This is a genomic window from Burkholderia sp. APQ4-4ca, from assembly GCF_057837105.1.
The window spans coordinates 66814-90428 of sequence record NZ_JBYQCG010000243.1 but is presented as its reverse complement, the minus strand read 5'-3'; the positions used below and the strand labels follow the sequence as shown (position 1 = coordinate 90428).

The following is a 23615-nucleotide window of genomic DNA, read 5'->3' as shown; positions in this document are numbered from 1 at the left end:
CCCCTTCACGCAATCATTCCGGCCGCCACGCGGCCAACCGAGGACATTCCCATGAGACGCATCGCTATCGTCGGCGCCGGCCAGTCCGGCCTGCAACTCGCCTTCGCCCTGCTCGGCCGGGGCTACCACGTCACGCTCGCGACCAACCGCGACGCGGAGCAGATCCGCGCGGGCAAGGTCATGTCGAGCCAGTGCATGTTCCACACGTCGTTGCAGATCGAGCGCGATCTCGGCCTGAATACGTGGGAGGAAGCGTGCCCGTCCGTCGAAGGCATCGGCATCGCGGTGCCGCACCCCGACGGCAATGGCCGCAAGGCGATCGACTGGTCGTCGCGACTGACGCGCTACGCGCAGTCGGTCGACCAGCGCGTGAAGATGGCCGACTGGCTCGACGGCGTGCGTCGCCGCGGCGCGGACGTACGGATCGGCGACATCGGCGTGCCCGAGCTCGAGGAACTGGCGCGCGGCCACGACCTCGTGCTGCTCGCGGCCGGCAAGGGCGACATCGTGAACCTGCTCGGCCGCGACGATGCGCGCAGCCCGTTCGACCGCCCGCAGCGCGCGCTGGCGCTGACCTACGTGAAAGGAATGACACCGAGCAAGCCGTATTCGCGCGTGCGCTTCAACCTGCTGCCGGGCATCGGCGAATACTTCGTGTTTCCCGCGCTGACCACCACCGGCCCGTGCGAAATCATGGTGTTCGAAGGCATCCCGGGCGGCCCGCTCGACTGCTGGGCCGACGTGAAGACGCCCGAGCAGCATCTGGACCGCAGCCTGTCGTTCCTGCAGCAATACGTGCCGTGGGAATACGAGCGCTGCCGCGACGTCGCGCTCACCGATCCGAACGGCACGCTGGCCGGGCGCTTCGCGCCGACCGTGCGCAAGCCGTTCTTCCGGCTGCCGTCGGGCCGCACCGTGTTCGGGATGGCCGATGCGGTGGTGGTCAACGATCCGATCACGGGCCAGGGCTCGAACAACGCCGCGAAATGCGCGAACGCGTATTTCGACGCGATCGTCGCGCGCGAGGCCGCCCCGTTCGGCGAAGACTGGATGCACCGGACGTTCGAAAACTACTGGGCGTATGCGCAGCACGTCGTGCGCTGGACCAATTCGCTGCTCACCCCGCCGCCGCCTCACATTCTCGAACTGCTCGGCGCGGCCGGCCAGCTGCCGTCGCTCGCGAAAACGATCGTCGACGGGTTCGACGATCCGCGCCGGTTCGCGCCGTGGTGGTTCGAGCCGTCGGCATGCGCGGCGCTGATCCGCGAACACAGCGTGCGTGCGGAGTAATCGTCATGGAAACCATCGTCACCGACCGTCCGGCCCTCGACCCGATGCAGTTGCGCGCCGCGTTCGGGCAGTTCCCGACCGGCGTCACCGTGATCACCACGTGCGCGGCCGACGGCCGCAAGGTGGGCCTCACCGCGAATTCATTCTCGTCGCTGTCGCTCGATCCGCCGCTCGTGCTGTGGAGCCTGCGCAAGCTCGCGCCGAGCCGCCCGGATTTCGTCGCCGCGACCCACTTCGCGATCAACATCCTCGCGCACGACCAGATCGACCTGTCGCGCCGCTTCGCGACGCCCAGCGCCGACAAGTTCGACGGCGTGCCGCACGCGGATTCAGGCAGCGGCGGCGTGCCGTGCCTCGACGGCGCGAGCGCGCGCTTCGTGTGCCGCAACGTCGGCCACTACGAAGGCGGCGACCACCTGCTGTTCATCGGCGAGATCGAGCAGTTCGACGCATTCGGCAAGGCGCCGCTCGTGTTCCATGCCGGCCAGTATCGCGCGATCGCCGATCATCCTGCTCTTTCACGCACGCTTTGATTAGTACATACAAATAAAACTCCAGGAGGTGGTGAACATGAAATTCGGCTCTCGTCTGCTCGTCGCCGCGGGCTTCGCGCTCGCCGGCCTCGGTGGCCTCGCCGGTCATACGCCGGCCCATGCGGCCGACCTGCCGGCGGTCAACCTCGGCATGACCAGTTTCCTCGACGGCATGCCGCCGGCCGGCGCCGGCTGGTACGGCACGCAATACCTGCAGTACTACACGGCCGGCCGCGTCAACGACAATGCGGGCAACAAGGTCGGGCTGCCGAAGCAGGACGTCGACCTGTTCGCGGGATTGAGTCAGCTCGTCTATCAGTCGCCGCTGACGTTCGCGGGCATGCATCCGGGCCTCGACGTGATCCTGCCGTGGATCGCGTCCGCGCGCACCGACGACGGCATCGGCAACGTCGCGCTGAATGCGCGCGCCGGCTTCGGCGATCTGCTGATCGGCCCGTTCGTCCAGTTCGACCCGGTGATGGGCGCGCAGGGCCCGCGTTTCGCGCAGCGCGTCGAATTCCAGTTCATCGTGCCGACCGGCGCGTACGATCCGTCGCGCGCGATCAATCCGGGCAGCCATTTCTGGTCGTTCGATCCGTACTGGGCCGCGACGCTGTGGCTCACGCCGAAATGGACCGTATCGTGGCGGCTGCACTATCTGTGGAACGCGACCAACCATCAGCCGGCGACGGCACTCGGCCCGGACGTGACGTCGACGCAGGCCGGCCAGGCGATCCATGTGAACTTCGCGACCGAGTACGAAGTGCGGCCCGGCCTGCGGCTGGGGCTCAACGGCTACTGGCTGCGCCAGACCACCGACATGAAGGCCAACGGGCAGGACGTGCCGGGCACGCGGGAAGCCGTGTTCGCGATCGGGCCGGGCGCCATGTATAGCTTCTCGCCGCACGATCACCTGCTGTTCAACGCGTATTTCGAAACCTATGCGCGCAACCGGCCGCAAGGGACGCGGTTGGTGCTGCGCTACGTGCATCACTTCCAGTGATGCACGGCGCGCCGGCCGTCCCGATACGGTGCTTGCCGCTTCGAGAGGTTAGCCGCAGGGGGCAGCCGTGAAGGCGGTGGACTACGGCTCGTTCCATGATCGACCATGGGTCCAGGATGCATTGACGCCGCTATGGTCGACCTGTCTCGCGGCGCCGCCTGGGGAGAGAGCCTCCATGAAGCCTGTTGCCGCGCCGGCCGCCAAATCACCCGGGGCCGGCACGTCCAGCCTTGATCGGTACGCGCAAAGCCGCATCCGCGCGCCGCTCACGGCGCGATGCCGACGAACGTGGGCAGCAGCACGCGATAGACGTGAATCATCGCCGGGCCGAGCAGCACCACCATCAGCGCGGGGAAGATGCAGAAGATCAGCGGGAACAGCAGCTTCAGCGCGATCTTCGCCGCGCGTTCCTCCGCGCGCATCCGGCGGCGGGTGCGCAGCATGTCCGACAGCACGCGCAGCGATTCGCTGATGCTCGTGCCGAACCGGTCCGCCTGGATCAGCATCGCGCAGAACGATTCGATGTCCTCCACGCCGGTGCGCAGCGCGAGATTGCGCAGCGCAGCCTCCTTCGTGAAGCCGGATCGCATCTCGAGCAGCAGCAGATCGAGCTCGCTCGCGACCACCTCGCTGCTGAACCGCAGCTCCTCGCTCACCTTCATCAGCGCCGCGTCGAGCCCGAGCCCCGCCTCGACGCACACCGTCAGCAGGTCGAGCGCGTCCGGGAAATCCTCGAAGATCTTCTGCTGACGCACCTTGACCCGCTGCGACAGCACGACGTTCGGGATGTAGTAGCCGATGCCGGCGAGCGCCACGAGGATCAGCGACAACAGCGCGCGCTCGTCGCCGAGCGACGTCGTGATCAGCGCCAGCAACGCCGCGCACGGCAGGCCGAGCGCGAGCACCGTCTTCGCGGTGAAATACAGCGCGGCCGCGCTCTGGTTGCGCCAGCCGGCATTCATCAGCCGGATGCGCAGCGGCGAATTCTCCCAGCCCTCCTTCGGCACCGACAGCTTCGAGATCGGGGTGGACAGCTCGACCAGCTTCGCGACCCAGCGCGACGCCACGTCGTCGCCGTCGCCCGGGCCGGCGACGGCGCCCGCCCCGGTCCCGCCGGCCTGCTGGAGCCGGCGCTGGATGCCGCGCGGCGCGAACAGCAGCATCGCGACGAGCACGCCGCCGGCCACGAAGATGAACAAGCCGCCCAGCATCACGGCCTGGACCACGCTCAGGTTTTGCATGACAACCTCGCAACGGTTCGTTATTCGGCTCGCGCGTCAGACGCGAATGCGCACGATTCGGCGGATCCAGAACAGCCCGAACAGCATCGACACCAGCATCGTGCCGACCATCCGGATCCCGGCCGGATCCTCCCAGAGCACCGACAGGAATTCGCGGTTCAGCAGCGCCATCACCGCCGCGGTGCCGAACGGCAAAAGCCCGAGAATCCACGCCGACAGCCGCCCTTCCGCCGACAGCACGCGCACCTTGTCGAACAGCTTGAAGCGCTCGCGGATCAGCCCGGCGATGCTGTCGAGCAGTTCGGCCAGGTTGCCGCCCGTCTCGCGCTGGATCAGCACCGCGATCACGAAGTAGCGCAGGTCCTGCACCGGCACGCGCGTCGCCAGATTCGTCAGCGCGTCGTGCAGCGACACGCCGTAGTTGACCTCGTCGAACGTCACGCGAAATTCGCCGCCCATCGGCTCGGAAAACTCGTCGCCGACCATCCCCAGCGTGCTCGTGAACGAATGGCCGGAGCGCAGCGCGCGCGCGATCATGTCGCAGATGTCCGGCAACTGCCGCTCGAGCTTGCGCATCCGCCGGGCGCGGCGGCGCAACACGTACATCATCGGCCCCCATCCGGCGAACAGCGCGATCGGCACCGCGGCGAGCTGCGGCGCCCGCGCGAAACTCGCCGCGAACCACGTGAGCGCCGCGAACGTCGCGCTGAGCGTGATCAGCTTCGGCAGCGTCCAGTCGAGACCCGACTGCTGGATCACGAGATCGAGCGCGTGCACGCGCGGCAGGCGCAGCAGCAGCCGGTCGAACGGCTTCGATTCGTCGAGCATGCGCTTCTTCAGGATCGACAGCCGCTCCTGCTGCACGTTGCCGCCGGCCGACATCGCGCGAATGCGCGATTCGATCCGCCGCGCGGCGGCGCCGTGCCGCGCGTTCCACCATTGATAGATGCCTTCGATCGACAGCACCACCGCGACGAAGGTAAGAATCACAAAACCGTAAAAGATCGCATTCATGAGGCCTCTCCCCGGCAGCACACGACGCCCTGGCGTCAGTCCGTCTCGTATCGCATGGACGGGTCGTACAGCGAATCCGGCAGGTTGATGCCGAACGCCTGCAGCCGCTCGACGAACTTCGGCCGCACGCCGGTCGCGCAGAAGTGGCCGCGTACCGAGCCGTCGCGATCCACGCCCGTGCGCTTGAACGTGAAGATCTCCTGCATGTTGATGATGTCGCCTTCCATCCCGGTCAGTTCCTGGATGCTGACGATCTTGCGCTTGCCGTCCGTGAGCCGCGCCGCCTGCACGACCACCGAGATCGCCGACGCGATCTGCTGGCGCATCGTCTTCGGCGGCAACGTCAGGCCGGACACGCTGACCATGTTCTCGAGCCGCGTCAGCGCGTCGCGCGGCGTGTTCGCGTGGATCGTCGCGAGCGAGCCTTCGTGGCCGGTGTTCATCGCGTTGAGCATGTCGAGCGCTTCCGCGCCGCGCACTTCGCCGAGGATGATCCGGTCCGGGCGCATCCGCAGCGCGTTGCGCACCAGCGTGCGCTGCGTGATCTCGCCCTTGCCTTCGATGTTCGGCGGGCGCGTTTCGAGCCGCAGCACGTGCGGCTGCTGCAGTTGCAGCTCGGCGGCGTCCTCGATCGTCACGATCCGCTCGTTGCGCGGAATGAAGCCGGACAGGATGTTGAGCAGCGTCGTCTTGCCGCTGCCGGTGCCGCCCGACACCAGCACGTTCACCTTCGCGCGCGACAGCGCGTCGAGCAGCTCGGCCATCGGCGGCGTCAGGCTGTGGTAGCGCACCAGGTCGTCCATCTTCAGCGGGTTGACCGCGAAACGCCGGATCGACATCAGCGGCCCGTCGATCGCGGACGGCGGGATGATCGCGTTCACGCGCGATCCGTCCGGCAGCCGCGCATCGACCATCGGGCTCGATTCGTCGATGCGGCGCCCGACGCGCGACACGATCTTCTCGATCACCTTCATCAGGTGCGCATCGTCGTAGAACGTCACGTCGGTCAGTTCGAGTTGACCGCAGCGCTCGACGTAGACCTGCCGGTAGGTGTTCACGAGGATGTCGGAAATGCCGGGGTCGCGCAGCAACGCTTCGAGCGGGCCGAAGCCGAACATCTCGTCGTACACGTCGATCGCGAGCTGGCGGCGCTCGATGTCGTTCGCCGGCATGCGTTCCTCGTCGAGGATGCGTGCGATCAGCGAGCCGATCTCCATGCGAACCTGGTCCTGGTGCAGCCGCGACAGGCGCTCGAGTTCCACGCGCTCGAGCACGGCCAGGTGAATTTCGCGGCGCAGCTTCTGGTATGCGTCGCGCACCGACGAATGCGCCGGGCCGGCCGTCTCGCTGCCTGCCGACAGCGGCTGGGCCCGGTGCAACGACATCTGTTCGCGCAATGACATGATGATTCCCCGTAAGAATTACATCGACTTGAGCTTCGGCGTGGCCTTGCGGCCGAACAGCCGTGACATCAACGGCTCGCTGTGCGTCGCGCTGCGTCCCGCGCGCACCTCGCCGTCGACGAGTTGTTTCGCATAGCCCTGCAACGCCCGTACGACCGCCGAGCCGCGTGCGAGCCGCGACACCGGATGGCCCTGGTTGATCGCTTCGAGCACCGTGTCGGCATCGTCGGGAATCGTGCAGGCCGCCTGCAGCCCGAGCACTTCCTCGAGCGCGGTGCGGGTCCGCTCGCTCGCGCGCGTCGCTCGGTTCACGATCAGCCGCAACTGGTCGGTCGAATAGCCGAGCGACACGAGGATCTCCAGCAGCCGGCGGCCGGCGCGCACGTGCGGCATCGCGGGCTGCAGCACGAGCTGGATCTGGTCGCTGCGATCGAGCGCGACCATCGACAGCGGATTGATGCCGACGCCGACGTCGAAGATCACGAAGTCGTAGCGCGGCGCGGCGACGCCGAGAATCCATTCGAGCGCGTCCTCCCGCATCTCGGCGGCCTTGACCGGGTCGCCGGCGCCGGCCAGCACGTGGAAGTTTTCCGTCACGTGCGCGACGCTCGCGTCGAGAAACGCGCTGTCCAGCCGCTCGATCTGCGCGCACAGCTGCGGCAGCGTCGACGGCGGGGTTTCGTCGCTGACGAGGAACGCCGCGTCGGCGAACTGCTGGTTCAGGTCGATCAGCAGCACGCGGCGCTTGAAGCCCTCGGCGATCTCGAACGCGACGTTGCTGGCCGCGAAGCTGGTGCCGGCCCCGCCCTTGCACGACATGAACGACACGATGCGCGTGTCGTCGGTATCGCGCCGCGTGCTCTGCGCGGCGGCCCGCCCGAGCGCGCTACCGAGCGCCTGCGAATCGAGCGGCCACTGCAGCACGTCGCGCGCGCCCGCACGCATCGCATCGAGCAGCACGTGCGGCGATGCGTCGGCCGTCACGAGGATGCAGGTCAGGCCCGCATGCGCGCGGCAGATGCGCTCGATCGCCGACAGCTCGGACGGCTCGAGCGACGTGCCGTCGACCAGCAGGATGTCGAACGCGTCGAGCCCGTCGGTGCGATGCTCGATCTGCGACGGGCGGCCGGTGGCGCGCGTCGTGCGATAGCGTCCGCAGTCGGCCACGAGACGCGCGATCTGCGAAAGCCGCGCGGTGTCGTCGGAAGCTACGAGGATGTTGATCATGTCGTGTGCCTCGTCTTTTCGATCAGTTGCAGGCGGAGCCGCCCGTCGCGGAATTCAGGCTTTCGCGCGGCAGCGTCGTCGTGAACGGCGGCATTTTCAGCGTGACGTTCATGAACGGGATCATGGTCTTGACGGTGACGTTCGTGACGCTCACCGTCACGAACGAGCACGTGTTGATGTCGCAGCTCGCGGGCGTGTAGTCGACCGACACGTTCGCGTCCGACAGCAGCGGCAACAGCGAGCGCACGCGCTTCACGACGCCCGCGGCGTTCACGTCGCAGACCACCGCGGTGCGCGCGCCGAGGCGCACGGCCTCGCTCGCGGTGTTCCAGTAGAACAGCACGCGGCCGAACTCGAAGATGCCGATCAGCAGCATGATCAGCACCGACGCGATCAGCGCGAATTCGACGATCGCCACGCCGCGCTGGGCGCGCCGGCGGGACAGCGGAAAATGGCGCGCGTTCATGACACTTGCCTCATCACGGTGACGATGTTGCCGAAGGTGATCGACGGCAGCCCCGGGTACGCGGGAATCGGCTGGTACTTGTAGCCGCTGATCTTCACTTCGACGACGTTGATCGCGCCGGTGGCCGTGCCGCTTGCCGCGTTGTTGTTCGAATCGTAGGTCGGCAGGTTCGCGAACTGCGGCGGATCGGATGCATCGCTGCAGCCGGTCGTATGCTGCGCGTCGCAGATCGTGACCATCGACGTCGTGAGCCCGGGCACCAGCTCGGTGCCCGACGTGCCGCACGTCGTGCTGCCGTAGACGACCAGGCACTGCGCCTGCGACACCGGATACGCGCTGTCGGTCGGCAGCCAGACCGACAGGTAGCGCGCCGCGTCGCGGGTCGCCTTGGTCAGCGTCTCGTACTGGTAGATCGCCCGGCCGAACTCGGCCACGCCGGTCGCCAGCATGATCATCGGCATCAGCACGAGCGCGAACTCGACGGCGACGGCGCCGCGGGTGCGCGAACGACGAATCGACGGCTTCTTCATGATCGCCTCTCCGCTATTGAACGAGCATCGGCACCTGGGTGCCCGACGCGCTGCCGCTGCCGGGCAAGCCGTGCGTCGCGCACGGGTTGTTGCCGGAAACCGACGAACCGAGGTATTCCAGGTGCGCGACGACCGGGCCGCTGCCGGCGCTGAACGGAAGCGGATCGAGCATCAGCACGCAATCCCATTGCGTGACGTGCACCTTGCCGCTGCTTCCGGACAGCGTCGAGCAGTCGCCCTCCGGCGCCAGCGCGAGGCGGCGGTCGCTGCCGTAGGTCGCGTAGTTGCTCGCCGTCGCCGTGCCGTTGGTGGCGATGCCGCTGCCCGACGGCGGTGCGCCGTCGCCCTGGTAAGGCTTGAAGCTCGCGCGGTCGGCCACGAACTGCGTGTACGCGTCGCCCTTGATGCCCGGCGTTCCCGGCGGCCCGTAGTTCGGGCCGACATACGCGTAGCCGGTGAAATCGGGCTGGCCGCTCGAACCGTTCGCGCCGTTCGTGTAGATGCCGAAGCGCGTGTTCCAGGCCCGCTGCGACGCCGCCTTCAGGCCCGTGGTGGCCAGGTCCGGCGGGCTCGTGATGTTGCAGGTATTGCCCGACAGCTGGCTCGCGAGCGTCGTCTCGTTGGTCGAGCCGTCGAGCGCCGCCCAGCCGAAGTTGCCGGGTCCGTAGGTCGACGACGAGCCGGACGGCGACGAGATCCAGTCGCCGACCTTGTACGGCGGATCGGACGGGCCGCGGCACACGAACACCGGAATCGCGCAGGTCGTCTGCCCGCCGCCGACTGTCGCGATCGCGCTCGCCGACACTTCCGCCGCATTCGCGAGCTTCGCGCCCGGCAGCACGTTCAGCACCTCGATGAACCAGTGCGCGATGTTGCTCAGCGTCGCGGTGCACTGCACGTACTTGATGTTCGCCGGCGTCGCGACCGCGTCCTTGGTCAGGAACGGGTTGGTCAGCGAATCGCTGAACGTGACGTTCGCGTTGGTCGACATCTGCACCGACTTCTTCTGGAAAAACACGAAATTCAGGTGGCCGGCGGCGATGCCGTCGGCCTCGGCCACCGACAGGCTGATGGCCGAGGTCAGGTCGCGCGCGGCCGACAGCGCGCAGGCATCGGCGCTGTTCTGCAGTTCGCTGCGCGTGACGTACAGCTTGCCAAGATCCAGCGCGAGCCCGACGAACCCGATCATCACCGCCAGCGAGAGGCCGACGATGATCGCGACGGCACCGCGCTGGCGATGCGGGCCGCGACGCGTGACTTTCGGATAGCGGGCTGCGCTGTTCATGGCGTTCTCCCTGAGCATGCCGTCGTTATTGGGTGGCCTTGCCGATGCCGATCACGAACGCGTTGGCGGGCGGCACGGTCTGCTTGAACGACTTGTCGTAGTTGTCGAGCGCGGCCGCCGCGGCGGCGCCGTCGACCCCCGGCGCCGACGCCGGATGTTCGCCGGCATGCGGATCGATGATCTGGGCGTGCATCACGGTGCGGACCGAATCGCCGAAGCGGCTGTCCCACACCGGGGTCGACGACATGCAGCCGGCAAGCGCGAACGCGAGCGGGACGGCGAGCGCCGCGCGGCGCACGAATACGAGGTAGGCGGATTTCATGAGCTTCCCCTTGGATGGCTTCAACGATCGGTGGACTGGGGTTCCGCACCCGCACGCGCCATCTGCGCGTTGGGCGCCGCCGCGGTCCGGTGCTTGGTGCGCGCCGCCGGCTGGGCCGACGGTTCGGCGCCGGCGGCCGCAAGACGCGCGGCGGCGGCTTCGATGCGCGCGACGCGAGCCGCGGTGGCCGGGTCGGGCTGCGGAGCGGCAGCCGCGACCAGCGCGGGCGCCTTCGGCGGCTCGGCCGGCGCCGGCTGTTGCACGTCGGCTTGCGGTGCACGCGGCGCGGGCAGCGCGGCCGGCGCGACCGGGGCTTCCGATTTCGGCGCCGGTACCGGTGTCTGGGCCGGGGTCCGCGGCGCGGCGGCCGCATCGTTCGCGGGCTGCATCGGCTGGGCGCCTGCCTTGCGCACGCCGCGGCGGCCTTCCATGTTGCCGGTCGCATACACGTCGATTTCGCTCGGCTTCGAGAAGCTGTCGGTCGGCAGCGCGACGTCCGCGGTCTGCAGCGGCTTCACCAGGTGCGGCGTGATCAGGAAGATCAGCTCGGTGCGGTCCTGCTGGAACGACGTGCTGCGGAACAGCGCGCCGAGCACCGGCACTTCGCCGACGCCCGGGATCGCCTTCAGCGCGCCGGTCGCGTTGTCCTTGATCAGCCCGCCGATCGCGAACGATTCGCCGTCGCTCATCTGCACCGTCGTCGATGCGCGCCGCGTCGTGATCAGCGGCAGGATCGACGTGCCGCCGATGTTGGTCGCGCTCAGCGTGACGCCCGTCTGCGACAGCTCCGACACTTCCGGCGCGACCTTCAGGCTGATCCGGCCGTTGGCCAGCACCGTCGGCGTGAACTTCAGCGCGACGCCGAATTCCTCTTCCTGCAGCGTGATCGACGACGTGCCGTTGCCGCTGCTCTGCGGGATCGGGATGAAGATCTTGCCGCCCGCGAGGAACGTCGCCTCCTGGCCGCTGATCGTCACGAGATTCGGCTCCGCGAGGATCTTGACGAGGTTGTCGGTGTTCTGCGCGTCGGCCGCGATGCTGAACGGCTTGTTGTTCGCCTTGTTGAAGATGGCGCCGCTCGCGACGCCGGCGAGCAGGTTGCTGACCAGCGCGCCGCTCCACGAACCGAAGCCGCCCTGGATGTTGAACGCGCTGCCCATCTGGTTGATCAGCGTCTTCGACACCTCGGCCACCTTCACCTCGAGCATCACCTGCTGCGGCGACGTGACGTTCAGCATGTTGAGCACGCCGCCGCCCTGCTTGCCGCCGCCCGCGGCATCGCCCGCGCTGTCGCCGTACGCATGGGCGATCTGCACGGCCTGCTGCGCGGCCTGCGAGCTCGACACGGTGCCCGCCAGCACGATCGTGCCGGCCGCGGTCGACACATGGATGTCGCGCTCGTTCGGCATCAGTTGAAGCAGCGACGCCTGCAGCCCGCCGGCGTCCGCGCCGACCGCGACGTCGATCACCCGGCATGCGCCGCTCCGGCCCTGCACGATCATGTTGGTCGTGCCGACCGCGAGCCCGAGGATGTACAGCGTCTGCGGCGACACCATCGTCGCCTGCGCGACGGCCGGATTGCCGATCGTCCGGTTGCGGACCGGCTCCGGCATCGGCACCAGCAGCGACTTGCCGAGCGGCACCGCGACGCTGGTCGATTCGCGCACGGCGCCGACGCAGTTCGGCCCGCGCAGCGGCCCCGCCGACGCGGCGGGCGCGGCGGCCGGCGCCGGCGTCATGCTGATCGTCATCTGCATCGGCCCCTTGCCGACCGCGGCCGGCGCGCTGGCGCCGCCCTTGGTCAGCACCGCCGATTCGATGCCTTCCTGGGCGAGTGCGCCATATACGGTCAGCCATCCCGAACAGAGGATCGCGGCCATCATCGTGCCCCGTGCGACGCGTGTGCGCAGTGGGCCGGTACCTGTGCGTTGCGGTTTGATCTTCATTTCGTCTGATCCCCCGAGAGACCGGCGCCGTGCCGGTTATCGACTTCCAAGGCCGCCGCGCGTTGCCGGCGGCCGGTTTGTTTGTATGGCTGGTTGGTTTGGTTTCAGAAACACTCGACGCTGCCCTTCACGCCCGTCAGCACGCCGACGCAGTCGCGCCGGACTTCCGGCGCCGCATGCGACGCGACGTGCACACGGACCGGCCGCGCCTGGACGGGCGCCGGCGGCGCTGCCGGTGCGGGCTCCTTGCCGAGCAGCGTCAGCTTGGTCGCGCCGCCGGTGGTCAGCGTCTTCTGGTCCACCTGGTTGCGCAGCACGAGCGACAGCGTGCCGACGCTGCGCGCGAGATCGAGCCGTTCGGCCTGGTCGGGCGTGACTTCCAGCGTCACCGCGTTGACCACCTTCGGCGCCGTGTCGTCGCGGCTGACCTGCTGCGCGACGGCGAGCACGAGGATGTGCTCGAGCACGATCTTCGAGATGCTCTGCCCGTCGGTCTTGCCCTGCTGTTCCTGCGTGTTGACGATCACGTCGACGTAGTTGCCCGGCAGCGCGAAGCCCGCGACGCCGACCACGTCGTTCACGCGCACCGTGATCGCGCGGCTGCCGTCGGCGATCACCGCGGAGAGCCCGCCCTTCGTGCCGACCGGCGCGAGCTTCGACTCGATCACCGGCTCGCCGCGCGCGAGGCTGGTGCGCACGACGCGCCCTTCGAGCGTTTTCGTATCGGTGAACGCGCCGGGCGGCACGCTGCCCGACGGCCAGCTCACCATGTGGATCTGGTTCGGCCCGAGCGGCTCGCCCAGGTTCAGGTCGGTGGTGGCCACCGCGACGGACGTGACCGAGCTCGTGGACGTCTGCATCAGCCAGTGGGAGGCGAATACGACCGCGGCAAGACCCGCGATCATCGCGACGACCAGCATCATGACCGCTCGACTGTTTTTCATGGCAATGCTCCTCGACGAATCGTGAAAGAAACCGCTCAACCGGTGACGAACGTACGGCCGCCGCGCTCGACGGGCGGCGGATGGCTGCCGTCCCGTTCAGGTACCGCGCCGAAGTAACTCGCCCACGCGTCGTACAGCGCGTCGTGCGTCACCTCGGGCGGGTCGCCGCGGTAACGCGCGCCGGCGGCCACGAGGCGCAGCAGATCCGCCGGAAAGCACGCGAGAAACGCCTTGCCGGTCGGCAGATGCAGCCGATGCAGCAGGAAGTCGAACGCATCGCTCGCCGATACGAGCCCGAGCGACGTGCAGGCCGCGTCGTACACCGCGCGGTAGTCTTCGATCGACATCGCGCCGACGTGCAGCTTCGAGCCGAGGCGGCGCATGAACGCGTCGTCGCAGAACTGCTCCGGCGCCAGGTTGCTCGAGAACACCGGCCATACGTCGAACGGCATCACGAAGCGGTTGCCGGATTCGAGCGTCATGAAATCGACGCCGCGATCGAGCGGACGCAGCCAGCGATTGAGCAGGTCGCGCGGCTCGACGCGCTGGCGGCCGAGATCGTCGATCACGTACATGCCCATGTTCGCCTTCATGTGCGGCGGCGCCTGATAGAAGCCGGCCGCGTCGTCACGGCGCAGGTCGAGTTCGTCCAGCGTCAGCTCGCCGCCCGACATCACGACCGGCCGGCGGCACAGGCGCCAGCGGCGATCGACCGACTGGCCGCCGCCCGGCGCCGGCGCGTCGACGTGCACGAGCGGGTCGTAGACCTGGATCACTTCGCCGGCCGCGCAGATCGCATGCGGGACCGGCACGCGGCCGTGCATCAGCGCGCCGAGCCGCTCGGCGAGAAAGGTCTTGCCGCTGCCGGCCGGGCCGTGGATCAGCAGCGGCCGGCCGGCGTTCAGCGCGGCGGCCGCCGCATCGAGCACCGCCGTGTCGATCACGATGCCTTCGAATGCCGCCCACACGTCGCTCTGGCCGATGTGCAGCTTGCGCACCGAATGCGCGGCCACGCTCGCCAGATACGCGTCGAGCGTGACCGGCGCGGGGCCGCTGTAGCCGCTGCGTTCCCGTTCCTCGAGCGCAAGCACGCGGCCCGCATCGGTGAGGCGGAACGTCACGTCGAGATCGGTCGCGCCGCGATGGGTCAGCTCGACGAGATGCTCGCGCACCAGGAACGCGAAGACGTCGTCGAGCACCGCGAGCGGCAGGCAGTGCCGCTCGACCAGGTCGCCGTACGACGGGCGGCCGAGCACCAGCGTCGACTTCAGCACGAGGCCGGCGACGAACGCCGTGCTCAGCCCGGTTTCGGCGAGCGAGCGCGGCGCCGGCGGCAACTGCGCGCCCAGCTTCGTATGGACCTCCCGCGACGGCGGCGGATCGGGCAGGCGTGCCACCTGCGCGTCGCGTCTCGGTTCGGTGTGGTTCGTGTTCATGATCGTTGCGTCCTCGTTGCGGATCCGCCGCGCTATGCGCACGACGCGAACAGCATGCCCAGCGTGCCGGCCGCGATCGCCACGCCGTACGGCAGCGTGCCGACCGAGGCGATCTCGACGGGGCCGTCGTCGGCCTCGGCGCGTGCCGCGTGCGAGCGCCGCACGATCAGCGTGCGCACGTTCGCCCACATCCGGCGCATCCGCCCGCGCAGCAGCGCGTAGGCGACGGCGCCGACCCCGCCGGCCAGGAACGTGGCCAGCACGATGTAAAACGTCATTTCCGCGCCGACCCATGCGCCGATCGCGAGCATCAGCTTCACGTCGCCCGCCGCCATCCCGCGCAACAGATAGAACGGCAGCAGCAGCCCGAAGCCGGTTGCGGCACCGGCGAGCCATCCGAGCACGCCGGCCGGAAAGCCGTGCAACAGGCACTGCGCGACCAGCGCGCCGGCCAGGCCGAGCAGCACGAGGCGGTTCGGAATGCGACGGCTCGCGATGTCCGTGCTGGCCGCGGCGATCGCGAGCAGCGTCACGCACAACGGAACCGGATAAGGCGGCGCAACGGGAAACATGGCGAACCTCGCGTATCGAATCGGTGGATCAGGAAACCATGGACAGCGCGGTGGTCACGGCGGTGCTCACGGCGGCCGTCACGGCCGCGGCGATCATCTCGTACGCATCGCCGAGCGAGCCCTTCAGCGTGACGACGCTGCCCAGCACCGCAATGGCGAACATCGACGCGAGCAATGCGTATTCGATCGACGTCACACCCTCTTCGTCGGCGATCCAGCGACGGGCGACACGTGTGATGGCTTGCATGATGGTCTCCGGTTTCCGGTTGACGGAATCGCCGGGGACGGCTCGAACACTGCACCAGCCGAGCCGCCCGCGGCACGGTGCATCAGATGCCTGCAACCGCCGAATCGAGGTCGGCCGCGATCGTGCTGAACACGGTCTTCAGGTCCTTCCCGATGGTCGACAGCGCGAGGATGATGCCGACTGCGATCAGTGCGGCGATCAGGCCGTATTCGATGGCGGTCACGCCGTCTTCGTCGCGAATGAAACGGCCGGCTTGTTGAATGAACTTGGACATGGTGTTCTCCTTGCGTGGTGACTTTCAAAAGCCTCGCGCACCGGCTGGTCGGACGACCGTGCATCGATACGGCGAGGAATATCGTTGATGCCGTGTGGCGCCGACGAACGATTCGAACGATCGGACAAACCGTTCGTCGTACCATCCATCAGAGGCCTGCTACCGCCGAGTCCAGATCCGCGGCGATCGTGCTGAACACGGTCTTCAGATCCGTACCGACCGTCGCCAGGGCGGCGACGATGCCGATCGCGATCAGCGCGGCGATCAGGCCGTATTCAATGGCCGTCACGCCGTCCTGATCCTGGACGAACCACGCGACCTTTTCGATGACTCTTGACATGAGCACTCTCCTTTCGAACTGCTATGAAATACCCTTCGTCGGTCGGGACGTCGGGGGTGGGCACCACCGGCACTACGCTGGAAATCGGAAGCCGACGATCAGTCGCGGAAACGGGGCGGACTACCGCGGTCAGTACGAACGGGTATCGGCGAGACGGAGCATGAGAGACGCGTGTACGGTCCGACCGGCCGGACGAATCGGGCGGGTCGAGCGACCGGAACGGCACGACGGCCATTCGACGCATGGAATCCGGTTGAACGGGAGAGGAACTCCCGGCAAAGCTGCAATGTGTCTTTAACGCGGCTTGCGATTCGCGATGTGCTGTGGTCGTTCATTTTTATTCCCCATGTACTGCCATGCCGATTTCTTATTGCCCGGAAGCTGCCAGGTCTGATGGGTCGTTCGACGACGGTTTCCGCGGTTGATCGGACGGGAGCCGCATGTTCCCCGACGCGCTCCGGACCATCCTTTCCGCAGGCGATTCGCGAGCCGGTTCCACTGCTTGTTGCCTGAACCGCCCGGTCGCCACATCGTCGACTGCCGTGCCAACGCTTACGCAAAGAGCGGACCATCCCGGGCGGAATCGAGGCGTATCAAGGGTTCCGGCGATCCGCTCGCCTGCCCGTCAAACGCCCGGCTGCCGAAATGTTTCAACTTTGATATATGCGGCTCGGGCGCATGCAACCGGCATGAAACCCCGTCGCCGCGCTGCACAAAGGGCCTAAAAAATTTTCTCGGGATTTTCCCGAACGCGGCGAGTCGCTCGCGCGTGGAGGGTTCGGCGGCATGCCCGCTCGGTAAAAATCACGGAATGTTTCAGGCCAGAAACACAAATCCCGGCGGCGGGGTTTTCTCATACCAGAAATGGCGGTTTTCGCCCGAATCGCTGAACACATTCAATGCCGTCCGACCGTGCCTGGTTTGCATCACGCGTTTTTTTCTTCAACAATGAATTCACCGGACAACGCCATTTCAGCGCGATCGATCCGCAGGCACGACAACATCAAACGGCTGCGACAGACCACGCGGCCACACGACAGACGGGGCATCATGTACACAGCCAATCGTGAAACGCGCGATCGCGCAATACGCTGTGCTCAATGGCTGACGGCCGACCGGATCATTCCGTACAGCTGCATCATGCTGATGCTCTTCGTGGCGCTGCTGATCGTCTGGGGTATCGTGACCGACGGCTTCACGTCGAACGCCACCGCCCGCCCCGGCACCGACTTCTCGGTCTTCTGGACCGCATCGCATCTCGTGTTGCAAGGCCATGCCGCGGCGGCCTACGACACGTCGTCATTCCTGCAGGCCGAGTTCGCGCACTTCGGTGCGTATCTGCAAAACCGGCCGCTTCCCTGGCTCTATCCGCCGACGATGTTGCTGTTCATCGCCCCGGTTGCCCTCGTGCCTTTCCTGCCCGCTTACTTCCTCTTTTTCGCGGGCAGTCTTTTATGCTACGCGTTCGCCGTCTCGCGGTTGTCGGGGCTGCGCGCGCATCTTCCCGTGCCGCGCGCCGCGACGCTCGTCGTCGTCGCGTATTCGGCCGTGTGCATGTCCGCGCTGTTCGGCCAGAACAGCATCCTGACCGCCGGCCTCGCCGCGCTCGCGCTGCATCTGCTCGGCAAGCGTCCGGTCGTGGCGGGCGTGCTGATCGGGCTGCTCGCGATCAAGCCGCAACTCGCGGTCGTGTTCCCGTTCGTGCTGATCGCGACGCGCGCATGGCGCACCTTCGCGGCAGCCGCGCTCAGCGCGACGCTGTTCGCGGCCGCCGGCGTCGCACTGGCCGGCCCCGCCGCGCTGCACGGATTGAGTCATGCGATGTCGACGGTACGCGAGCAGCATTTCATGCTCGCGTCGTACTGGCTCGCGTCGCCGACGCCGTTCGCCGCGCTGCGGCTCGCGGGCGCGCCGGTGGCCGCCGCGCTGGCCGCCCAGGCGGCGGTCGCGCTCGTCGCGCTCGCCGCGGCCGTCGACGTATGGCGCCGCACGCGCGACATGCGGCTGCGCGGCGCGGCGCTGGCGGTCGCCACGCTGCTGACGACGCCGTACCTTTGGAACTACGAACTGACGTGGCTCGGCATCGCGGTCTTCTGCCTGATCGCGCACGGTCTCGACGAAGGCTGGCTGCCCGGCGACCAGGGCATCCTCGTGCTGGCGTGGCTGCTGCCGATCTTCGAAATGCTGAACCGACTGATGAAGCTGCCGCAGATCGGGCCGGTCGTGCTGCTCGCGGTGCTGTTCGTGGTGGTGCGCCACACGGCGCTCGCCTCCCGGAGCGCACGATGAAGACGCCGTCGTTCGCCCGCCACGCGCAACCGGCCGCCAGCGTGCATCCGGAACTCCCGATCGCCGGCCCGCGCCGCCGTCCGCACTGGCTCAACCGCGATCGCGTACAGCTCTATGCGGCCGCCGTGCTGTTGACGGAGCTGCTGTTCATCGTCATCTACCTGATCCGCGTGCACCTGTCGCACGACGGCGCGCTGGAGCCGCTGTCGCAGGATTTCTCGCCGGTCTGGAGCGCCGCGTGGCTGGCCGCGCACGGGCACGGAGCCGACGCGTGGCATTACTCCACGCTGTTCGCGGTCCAACAGCACGCAATCCCGACGATGACCCTCGCGGACGGCACGCTGCCATGGCTCTATCCGCCGACCATGCTGCTGCTCGTGCTGCCGCTCGGCTGGCTGCCGTACACGCTGGCGCTCGTGCTGTGGCTCGGCATCGGAATCGCGCTGTTCGCGGCGGCGATGCGCGCGACCGTGCAGCGCGATGTCGCGTGGCTCTGCGCGCTTGCGTTCCCCGGCGCGTTCCTCACGGTGATCGTCGGGCAGACGAGCCTCTTCACCGCGACGCTCGCCGCGTTCGGACTGCTCGCGCTGAATCGCCGCCCCGTCTTCGCCGGCATCTGTTTCGGGTTGCTGACGATGAAGCCGCAGCTCGCGGTGCTGTTCCCGCTCGCGCTGCTGTGTGCCGGCCAATGGCGCGCGCTGGGCGCATGGGCCGCGACGATCGCCGTCAGCGCCCTGCTCGCGACGCTCGCGTTCGGCGTCGGCCCATGGATCGCGTTCATGCACCTGATCGCGCACGTCTATACGATCGTCGGCACCGGCCACGCCAAGCTCGCGCGCATGCCGACCCTGTTCGCGCTCGCGACGATGGCCGGCTGGCCCGCGCTCGTCGCGCGCGGCCTTCAATTGCTGTCGGCGGCGGGCGCGGCGATTGCCGTCGTCTACGCGTGGCGCGGCGCGTGTTCGTATGCGCTGCGCGCCGCGACCCTCGCATGCGCATGCCTGCTCGTCAGCCCCTACCTGTACGACTACGACCTGACCTGGTACGGCATCGTGATCGCGTGGTACGCCCGCTATGCGTGGACGCACGGCTGGCGGCGCTTCGATCGCGAATGGCTGATGCTTCTGTGGCCGATGCCGCTCGCGAGCCTCGCGATCGTGCCGCATCTGTCGTTCCAGTTCATGCCGCTCGTGACGCTCGCGTCGCTCGCGCTGCTCGTCAGCCGGATCGCCCAGGAAAGACGCGACGTGCCGTCGATGCCCGACGCGCGCGACATCTCGACCGAGACCGAATTCGCACACCCGGTCCGACCGCACCACCGCCCGGCGCACGGCATGCGCCGCACCGGCCGCCTGACGCTCGGCGCCCACCGGTAAAGCGACATCACAAGGGGAATCATCATGCGGGAATCCATCTACACGCCGCTCGTCTCGCTGGTCGTGCCGTTCTACAACGAAGGCGAAGCCGTCGAGCGCTTCTTCGACGTCGTGATTCCGCTGATGAGCGCGATCGATGCGATCCGCTTCGAGATCGTCTGCGTGAACGACGGCAGCCGCGACGACACGCTGGAGCGCCTGGTCCGGATCGGCGCCGCCGAGCGGCGCGTGCGCGTCATCGATCTCACCCGCAATTTCGGCAAGGAGGCCGCGCTGACGGCCGGCCTCGACGAAGCCGCCGGCGACGCGGTGATCCCGCTCGACGCCGACCTGCAAGACCCGCCGAGCCTGATTCCGGTGCTGATCGAGCACTGGCGCGACGGCGCGGAGGTCGTCGCGGCGAAGCGCAGCAACCGCGCCTGCGATTCGTTCGCGAAGCGCACCGCCGCCGCGGTCTACTATCGCGTGCACAACCTGCTGTCGGACGTGAAGCTGCCGGAAAACGTCGGTGATTTCCGGTTGATGGATCGCAAGGTCGTGAACGCGCTGCGCAACCTGCCCGAGCGGCATCGCTTCATGAAAGGCCTGTTCGCATGGGTCGGCTACAAGACCGTGATCGTCGAGTACCAGCGCGATCCGCGCAGCGCCGGGCATTCGAAATTCTCCGGCTGGAAGCTGTGGAATTTCGCGCTGGAAGGCATCACCAGCTTCAGCACCGTGCCGCTGCGCAGCTGGACTTATATCGGCGTGGGCATCGCGGCGCTCGCGTTCGTGTACGGCGCGTTCATCATCCTGCGCACGCTGCTGTTCGGCAATCCGGTGCTCGGCTATGCGTCGCTGATCTCGGTCACGCTGTTCATCGGCGGCATCGAGCTGATCGGGATCGGCGTCGTCGGCGAATACGTCGGGCGGATCTACGACGAATCGAAGCAACGGCCCGTGTACCTGATCCGCCGCCGCTACGAGACGCATGGCAAGGTGATCGAACTGCCGGTCGCGCGCGACGCACGCCGCCAGGCCGCCCGCCGGCGCGCGCAGCCGGTCCGGGCGCGCATCGGCGCACGCTGACGCGCTCGCGCCGTGATCGCGCTGCTCCAGGCCGAGCGCACGCAGCTCGTGCGTTTCGGCGTGTCCGGGCTCTGCTCGACCGCGATCCATTCGCTGGTCGCCGCCGCCCTGTTCGCGCTGCGCGATGCGACGCCGGTGAGCGCGAATGCGATCGCGTTCCTCTGCGCGACCGCGTTCTCGTATCTGGCGAATACACTGTGGAGCTTCTCGTCGACGGTGCGCACCCGTAACGCGACGCGCTTTCTCGCGGTCACGCTCGCCGGGTTCGTCGAAACGATGCTGCTTGCTCGCGCCGCCGAGGCGCTGGATGCGTCGCGCGCGATGAGCGTCGTCGCGATCGCGCTGCTGATCCCGGCGACGACGTTCGTGCTGCACCGGCGCTGGACGTATCGGTAAGCGGCCCGCAACCGAAGCTCCAATGCCGCCGTACTCATGCAACGCATCGACTCGGTCGATGCCGCGTGCCATCCACCCAAACGTGCCGCGCCCGCGGCGCACTCAACGCAACGGCGACCACGCCTCCGGCAAGCCGATCGTCGACGTCGCCCTTTCGATCTGCTCCGGCCCGCCTGCCGGCGGCCACAGGCCCTCGGCATAGTGCCGCTTTCTCAACGCCATGCGTTCTTCCAGACTCGAAAATCCCCAGATGTGCGTGATGCGCGGCGGTCCATCGAGCGCGTACATGTTGCAAACGAGATGCGACGTATAGGCTTTGGCCGGGCCCACCGCACGTTCCCACGCGGAAATGGTCGGCGCGACACCGCCGGCTTTCAGCCAGTAGCGACGAATCTCATAGAAGTCGCCCAATACCGCCGGCTCGATGTCGGGTAGAAAAGGAAAAAGTGCGTAACTTTCCATGCTCAGTCGAACGGACGCGCTTTCAATCCCGAAAGGTCGCCCGGCGCTCAATGCCCGATTACGTTCATGCTGCAATTCATCCATCGTCTCGAAGCCACGCAGCACGACGATCCGCGATAACTCGCCGATTTCCGTGCGCCATGCACCAAGCAGCCGCCCCCGCGCGTCGGCATCCGATACCCAGTGATGCGCACGGCCGGACACGATATTCTGGTCCGGAAGCGGACACGACAACGTCGTAAGTTCATACCGCATTTCTGCCCTCCTTTCGCTCGCCTGTCGCAATGCATTTCCATCGCAATGTATTTCCAAACAGGCGGCCGATAAACGCGCCGCACCTTGAAACAGAATCCAGTACCATTGCGCAATGGATCTCCTCAAGGCGATGGCCGTATTCGTCCGCATCGTGGAAACGGGCAGCCTGACGGCGGCCGCGCAGGCGTCCGATCTGTCGCCGACGATGGTCGGCAACTACCTTCAGGCTCTGGAAAGTCGGCTGGGCGCGGTCCTCGTTCACCGCACGACCCGTAAGCAGAAAGTCAGCGCGTTCGGCCAGGCTTATTACGAGCGATGCGTCGAAGTCCTCGGTCTGGTCGACGACACGGAACAGCTTGCACTCGATCACCTCAAGCATCCACGAGGGCGTCTGCGCGTGACGGCGCCTGTCGTGTTTACGAACGAGTGCCTGATTCCCGCGCTCGCCGACTATTACCAGCGCTACCCCGAGATCAAGCTCGATATCGTCGCAACCGACTCGCTCGCCGATCTGTTCGACGAAGGTTTCGAGGCCGCCATTCGCATCGGCGCGCTCGCCAGCCCGGATGTGGTCGCGCGTCCGTTGACGCCATACCGGCTGGTACTGTGTGCGTCGCCCGCTTACGTTCACGAACATGGCGCGCCGACTACGCCGCACGCGCTGCGCGAGCATCACTGCCTGACGTATGCGTATCCGCCCCGATCGGAATGGCACGCGGCGCAATCTCACTGGATGCTGGAAGGTCCGGACGGGCCGACGACCCTCTGCGTGGACGGCAGACTGAAAATCGACAGCGCGGAAGCGCTGCGACGGGCGACGTTGAGCGGGCTGGGTATCGCGATGCTGCCTTCGATGTTGATCCACGAGGACATTCTCGAGGGGCGGCTCATCGAGATCATGCCGGACTTCGCCGCCCCCGAGCGGTCGATGCATCTGCTTTATCCGCAACAGAAGCAGAAGTCCCCGAAGCTTCGCAGTTTTACTGAATTCGTGGTCGAGCGGTTCGGCGCCGAAATGGCCTCCCGGACCTGACGCGGCAACCGCCGCCGGTCGCGAAAAACGCCCTATTCCACCGCGCCCCCGGCTTCACGCCTTCGCGAAGGCGAGCAAGCATTCGCCGAGTCTGACCGGCTGCTCCTGCTGGATCCAGTGGCCTGCGCCGTCGATCATCTCGATGCCACGCATGCTCGTCGTCGCCTTCGTTCTCATCAGATCGAGCGCGCCCGGCGCCGAATAAGTGCCCCAATCGCTCGTGCCGCCAATGAAGAGCGAGGGGACGTCGATCGTCTTGCCCGAAAACAGGCGCAACTCCGCGTTCAGGTCGGGATCGGACAACACACGATAAGCTTGAAGCGCGCCTTGAAACCCGGTGCGGCCGTACTCCGCGGTGTACACGCCAAGTTCCGCGTCGGTCAGCCATGTGCAGCCAAGGGTTTGGGCGGCGGACGGTTGGAATGGCGCGACGGTTTCGGGCATCGTCTTGCCGAGATCCATCACGTAGTAGGTGGGCATTTGCGCCAGTTCCGCGGCCGTGAGCGCCTTCAGCGGATGCGGCTTGTTTCCCGACCAGTCGGCGCTCTTGACATGGAAAAATGCGCGAAGAAACGCGGATAACCCTTGCGGTGGGTGCCGCATGTCCCGGTTGGCGTTCCGTGTACAGAGGTATTGCTGGTAATGCTGTCTCGGCGGATCGAG

Annotated in this window: 25 protein-coding genes; 8 read left to right on the top strand and 17 right to left on the bottom strand. The window is 67.3% G+C overall.

Annotated elements, in window-relative coordinates; all coding sequences use genetic code 11:
- Positions 1 to 51: 51 nt before the first annotated feature.
- The 3 genes from AC3IFE_RS32895 to AC3IFE_RS32885 are packed head-to-tail and all read left to right on the top strand — an operon-like array spanning position 52 to position 2826.
- A complete protein-coding gene (locus AC3IFE_RS32895) occupies positions 52 to 1290 on the top strand; it encodes a styrene monooxygenase/indole monooxygenase family protein (protein WP_489194503.1) in 1239 nt (412 codons plus the stop codon).
- 5 nt (positions 1291 to 1295) lie between these two features.
- Positions 1296 to 1823 (top strand): flavin reductase family protein, encoded by a 528-nt coding sequence (locus tag AC3IFE_RS32890; protein WP_489194501.1) that lies wholly within the window; start codon positions 1296 to 1298, stop codon positions 1821 to 1823.
- Positions 1824 to 1860: 37 nt separating this feature from the next.
- The gene (locus AC3IFE_RS32885; protein WP_489194499.1) at positions 1861 to 2826 is read left to right on the top strand and encodes a SphA family protein; all 966 of its coding nucleotides are present in this window, start codon (positions 1861 to 1863) and stop codon (positions 2824 to 2826) included.
- A 266-nt stretch (positions 2827 to 3092) separates the two neighbouring features.
- Here AC3IFE_RS32885 and AC3IFE_RS32880 read toward each other — a convergent pair whose 3' ends face one another.
- The 15 genes from AC3IFE_RS32880 to AC3IFE_RS32810 all read right to left on the bottom strand — a co-directional run bounded on the left by AC3IFE_RS32880 (position 3093) and on the right by AC3IFE_RS32810 (position 16073).
- Complete coding sequence (locus tag AC3IFE_RS32880; RefSeq protein ID WP_089471433.1) at positions 3093 to 4067, bottom strand: type II secretion system F family protein; 975 nt, start codon at positions 4065 to 4067, stop codon at positions 3093 to 3095.
- A 36-nt stretch (positions 4068 to 4103) separates the two neighbouring features.
- Positions 4104 to 5081, bottom strand: coding sequence for a type II secretion system F family protein (locus AC3IFE_RS32875; protein WP_089471434.1), 978 nt, complete (start codon positions 5079 to 5081; stop codon positions 4104 to 4106).
- Positions 5082 to 5116: 35 nt separating this feature from the next.
- Positions 5117 to 6484 carry a TadA family conjugal transfer-associated ATPase gene (locus AC3IFE_RS32870; protein ID WP_089471435.1) on the bottom strand — a complete coding sequence of 456 codons (1368 nt, stop codon included), beginning with the start codon at positions 6482 to 6484 and terminating at the stop codon, positions 5117 to 5119.
- A gap of 18 nt (positions 6485 to 6502) precedes the next feature.
- Positions 6503 to 7711 carry a CpaE/TadZ family protein gene (locus AC3IFE_RS32865; protein ID WP_301737045.1) on the bottom strand — a complete coding sequence of 403 codons (1209 nt, stop codon included), beginning with the start codon at positions 7709 to 7711 and terminating at the stop codon, positions 6503 to 6505.
- A gap of 22 nt (positions 7712 to 7733) precedes the next feature.
- A complete protein-coding gene (locus AC3IFE_RS32860) occupies positions 7734 to 8177 on the bottom strand; it encodes a TadE/TadG family type IV pilus assembly protein (RefSeq protein ID WP_301737046.1) in 444 nt (147 codons plus the stop codon).
- On the bottom strand, positions 8174 to 8707 hold the full coding sequence (locus AC3IFE_RS32855) for a TadE/TadG family type IV pilus assembly protein (protein ID WP_089471438.1): 534 nt from the start codon (positions 8705 to 8707) through the stop codon (positions 8174 to 8176). Before AC3IFE_RS32855 ends, AC3IFE_RS32860 begins: the two co-directional genes overlap by 4 nt.
- 13 nt (positions 8708 to 8720) lie before the next feature.
- Positions 8721 to 9992: a pilus assembly protein TadG-related protein gene (locus AC3IFE_RS32850; RefSeq protein ID WP_489194494.1), complete on the bottom strand. Its 1272-nt coding sequence runs from the start codon at positions 9990 to 9992 to the stop codon at positions 8721 to 8723.
- Between the two features lie 25 nt (positions 9993 to 10017).
- A complete protein-coding gene (locus AC3IFE_RS32845; RefSeq protein WP_089471440.1) occupies positions 10018 to 10314 on the bottom strand; it encodes a hypothetical protein in 297 nt (98 codons plus the stop codon).
- A 20-nt stretch (positions 10315 to 10334) separates the two neighbouring features.
- Positions 10335 to 12260 (bottom strand): type II and III secretion system protein family protein, encoded by a 1926-nt coding sequence (locus AC3IFE_RS32840; protein ID WP_489194492.1) that lies wholly within the window; start codon positions 12258 to 12260, stop codon positions 10335 to 10337.
- Between the two features lie 104 nt (positions 12261 to 12364).
- Positions 12365 to 13204 (bottom strand): Flp pilus assembly protein CpaB, encoded by an 840-nt coding sequence (cpaB, locus tag AC3IFE_RS32835; protein ID WP_489194491.1) that lies wholly within the window; start codon positions 13202 to 13204, stop codon positions 12365 to 12367.
- A gap of 35 nt (positions 13205 to 13239) precedes the next feature.
- On the bottom strand, positions 13240 to 14640 hold the full coding sequence (locus tag AC3IFE_RS32830) for a DUF8689 domain-containing protein (protein ID WP_489194489.1): 1401 nt from the start codon (positions 14638 to 14640) through the stop codon (positions 13240 to 13242).
- A 32-nt stretch (positions 14641 to 14672) separates the two neighbouring features.
- Complete coding sequence (locus tag AC3IFE_RS32825) at positions 14673 to 15212, bottom strand: A24 family peptidase (protein ID WP_489194487.1); 540 nt, start codon at positions 15210 to 15212, stop codon at positions 14673 to 14675.
- Positions 15213 to 15240: 28 nt separating this feature from the next.
- Complete coding sequence (locus AC3IFE_RS32820; protein ID WP_489194485.1) at positions 15241 to 15459, bottom strand: Flp family type IVb pilin; 219 nt, start codon at positions 15457 to 15459, stop codon at positions 15241 to 15243.
- An 82-nt stretch (positions 15460 to 15541) separates the two neighbouring features.
- Complete coding sequence (locus AC3IFE_RS32815) at positions 15542 to 15733, bottom strand: Flp family type IVb pilin (protein ID WP_059577621.1); 192 nt, start codon at positions 15731 to 15733, stop codon at positions 15542 to 15544.
- Between the two features lie 148 nt (positions 15734 to 15881).
- Positions 15882 to 16073: a Flp family type IVb pilin gene (locus tag AC3IFE_RS32810; RefSeq protein WP_089471446.1), complete on the bottom strand. Its 192-nt coding sequence runs from the start codon at positions 16071 to 16073 to the stop codon at positions 15882 to 15884.
- A 1050-nt stretch (positions 16074 to 17123) separates the two neighbouring features.
- Between AC3IFE_RS32810 and AC3IFE_RS32805 the strand changes: the two genes are divergently transcribed.
- Genes AC3IFE_RS32805 through AC3IFE_RS32790 form a run of 4 tightly spaced genes read left to right on the top strand, consistent with a single transcriptional unit; the run spans position 17124 to position 21202 of the window.
- On the top strand, positions 17124 to 18362 hold the full coding sequence (locus AC3IFE_RS32805; RefSeq protein WP_489194483.1) for a glycosyltransferase family 87 protein: 1239 nt from the start codon (positions 17124 to 17126) through the stop codon (positions 18360 to 18362).
- Positions 18359 to 19738: a glycosyltransferase family 87 protein gene (locus AC3IFE_RS32800; protein WP_489194481.1), complete on the top strand. Its 1380-nt coding sequence runs from the start codon at positions 18359 to 18361 to the stop codon at positions 19736 to 19738. The genes AC3IFE_RS32805 and AC3IFE_RS32800 overlap by 4 nt, the downstream gene beginning before the upstream one ends.
- Positions 19739 to 19762: 24 nt before the next feature.
- A complete protein-coding gene (locus AC3IFE_RS32795) occupies positions 19763 to 20806 on the top strand; it encodes a glycosyltransferase family 2 protein (RefSeq protein ID WP_301737052.1) in 1044 nt (347 codons plus the stop codon).
- Positions 20807 to 20818: 12 nt separating this feature from the next.
- Positions 20819 to 21202, top strand: a complete 384-nt coding sequence (locus tag AC3IFE_RS32790; RefSeq protein ID WP_489194478.1) for a GtrA family protein — start codon at positions 20819 to 20821, stop codon at positions 21200 to 21202.
- A gap of 102 nt (positions 21203 to 21304) precedes the next feature.
- On the opposite strand, the gene AC3IFE_RS32785 is transcribed toward AC3IFE_RS32790, so the two are convergent.
- Positions 21305 to 21919: an NIPSNAP family protein gene (locus AC3IFE_RS32785; RefSeq protein WP_489194476.1), complete on the bottom strand. Its 615-nt coding sequence runs from the start codon at positions 21917 to 21919 to the stop codon at positions 21305 to 21307.
- A gap of 112 nt (positions 21920 to 22031) precedes the next feature.
- Between AC3IFE_RS32785 and AC3IFE_RS32780 the strand changes: the two genes are divergently transcribed.
- Positions 22032 to 22952: a LysR family transcriptional regulator gene (locus AC3IFE_RS32780; protein WP_489194474.1), complete on the top strand. Its 921-nt coding sequence runs from the start codon at positions 22032 to 22034 to the stop codon at positions 22950 to 22952.
- 54 nt (positions 22953 to 23006) lie between these two features.
- Here AC3IFE_RS32780 and AC3IFE_RS32775 read toward each other — a convergent pair.
- Positions 23007 to 23615 (bottom strand): alpha/beta fold hydrolase (locus AC3IFE_RS32775; protein WP_489194472.1); only part of this gene is annotated, 609 nt, incomplete at its 5' end.

Coding starts and splice junctions, on each gene's coding strand:
- AC3IFE_RS32895 (WP_489194503.1), top strand. CDS start 52: ATGAGACGCATCGCTATCGTCGGCGCCGGCCAGTCCGGCCTGCAACTC.
- AC3IFE_RS32890 (WP_489194501.1), top strand. CDS start 1,296: ATGGAAACCATCGTCACCGACCGTCCGGCCCTCGACCCGATGCAGTTG.
- AC3IFE_RS32885 (WP_489194499.1), top strand. CDS start 1,861: ATGAAATTCGGCTCTCGTCTGCTCGTCGCCGCGGGCTTCGCGCTCGCC.
- AC3IFE_RS32880 (WP_089471433.1), bottom strand. CDS start 4,067: ATGCAAAACCTGAGCGTGGTCCAGGCCGTGATGCTGGGCGGCTTGTTC.
- AC3IFE_RS32875 (WP_089471434.1), bottom strand. CDS start 5,081: ATGAATGCGATCTTTTACGGTTTTGTGATTCTTACCTTCGTCGCGGTG.
- AC3IFE_RS32870 (WP_089471435.1), bottom strand. CDS start 6,484: ATGTCATTGCGCGAACAGATGTCGTTGCACCGGGCCCAGCCGCTGTCG.
- AC3IFE_RS32865 (WP_301737045.1), bottom strand. CDS start 7,711: ATGATCAACATCCTCGTAGCTTCCGACGACACCGCGCGGCTTTCGCAG.
- AC3IFE_RS32860 (WP_301737046.1), bottom strand. CDS start 8,177: ATGAACGCGCGCCATTTTCCGCTGTCCCGCCGGCGCGCCCAGCGCGGC.
- AC3IFE_RS32855 (WP_089471438.1), bottom strand. CDS start 8,707: ATGAAGAAGCCGTCGATTCGTCGTTCGCGCACCCGCGGCGCCGTCGCC.
- AC3IFE_RS32850 (WP_489194494.1), bottom strand. CDS start 9,992: ATGAACAGCGCAGCCCGCTATCCGAAAGTCACGCGTCGCGGCCCGCAT.
- AC3IFE_RS32845 (WP_089471440.1), bottom strand. CDS start 10,314: ATGAAATCCGCCTACCTCGTATTCGTGCGCCGCGCGGCGCTCGCCGTC.
- AC3IFE_RS32840 (WP_489194492.1), bottom strand. CDS start 12,260: ATGAAGATCAAACCGCAACGCACAGGTACCGGCCCACTGCGCACACGC.
- cpaB (WP_489194491.1), bottom strand. CDS start 13,204: ATGAAAAACAGTCGAGCGGTCATGATGCTGGTCGTCGCGATGATCGCG.
- AC3IFE_RS32830 (WP_489194489.1), bottom strand. CDS start 14,640: ATGAACACGAACCACACCGAACCGAGACGCGACGCGCAGGTGGCACGC.
- AC3IFE_RS32825 (WP_489194487.1), bottom strand. CDS start 15,212: ATGTTTCCCGTTGCGCCGCCTTATCCGGTTCCGTTGTGCGTGACGCTG.
- AC3IFE_RS32820 (WP_489194485.1), bottom strand. CDS start 15,459: ATGCAAGCCATCACACGTGTCGCCCGTCGCTGGATCGCCGACGAAGAG.
- AC3IFE_RS32815 (WP_059577621.1), bottom strand. CDS start 15,733: ATGTCCAAGTTCATTCAACAAGCCGGCCGTTTCATTCGCGACGAAGAC.
- AC3IFE_RS32810 (WP_089471446.1), bottom strand. CDS start 16,073: ATGTCAAGAGTCATCGAAAAGGTCGCGTGGTTCGTCCAGGATCAGGAC.
- AC3IFE_RS32805 (WP_489194483.1), top strand. CDS start 17,124: ATGTACACAGCCAATCGTGAAACGCGCGATCGCGCAATACGCTGTGCT.
- AC3IFE_RS32800 (WP_489194481.1), top strand. CDS start 18,359: ATGAAGACGCCGTCGTTCGCCCGCCACGCGCAACCGGCCGCCAGCGTG.
- AC3IFE_RS32795 (WP_301737052.1), top strand. CDS start 19,763: ATGCGGGAATCCATCTACACGCCGCTCGTCTCGCTGGTCGTGCCGTTC.
- AC3IFE_RS32785 (WP_489194476.1), bottom strand. CDS start 21,919: ATGCGGTATGAACTTACGACGTTGTCGTGTCCGCTTCCGGACCAGAAT.
- AC3IFE_RS32780 (WP_489194474.1), top strand. CDS start 22,032: ATGGATCTCCTCAAGGCGATGGCCGTATTCGTCCGCATCGTGGAAACG.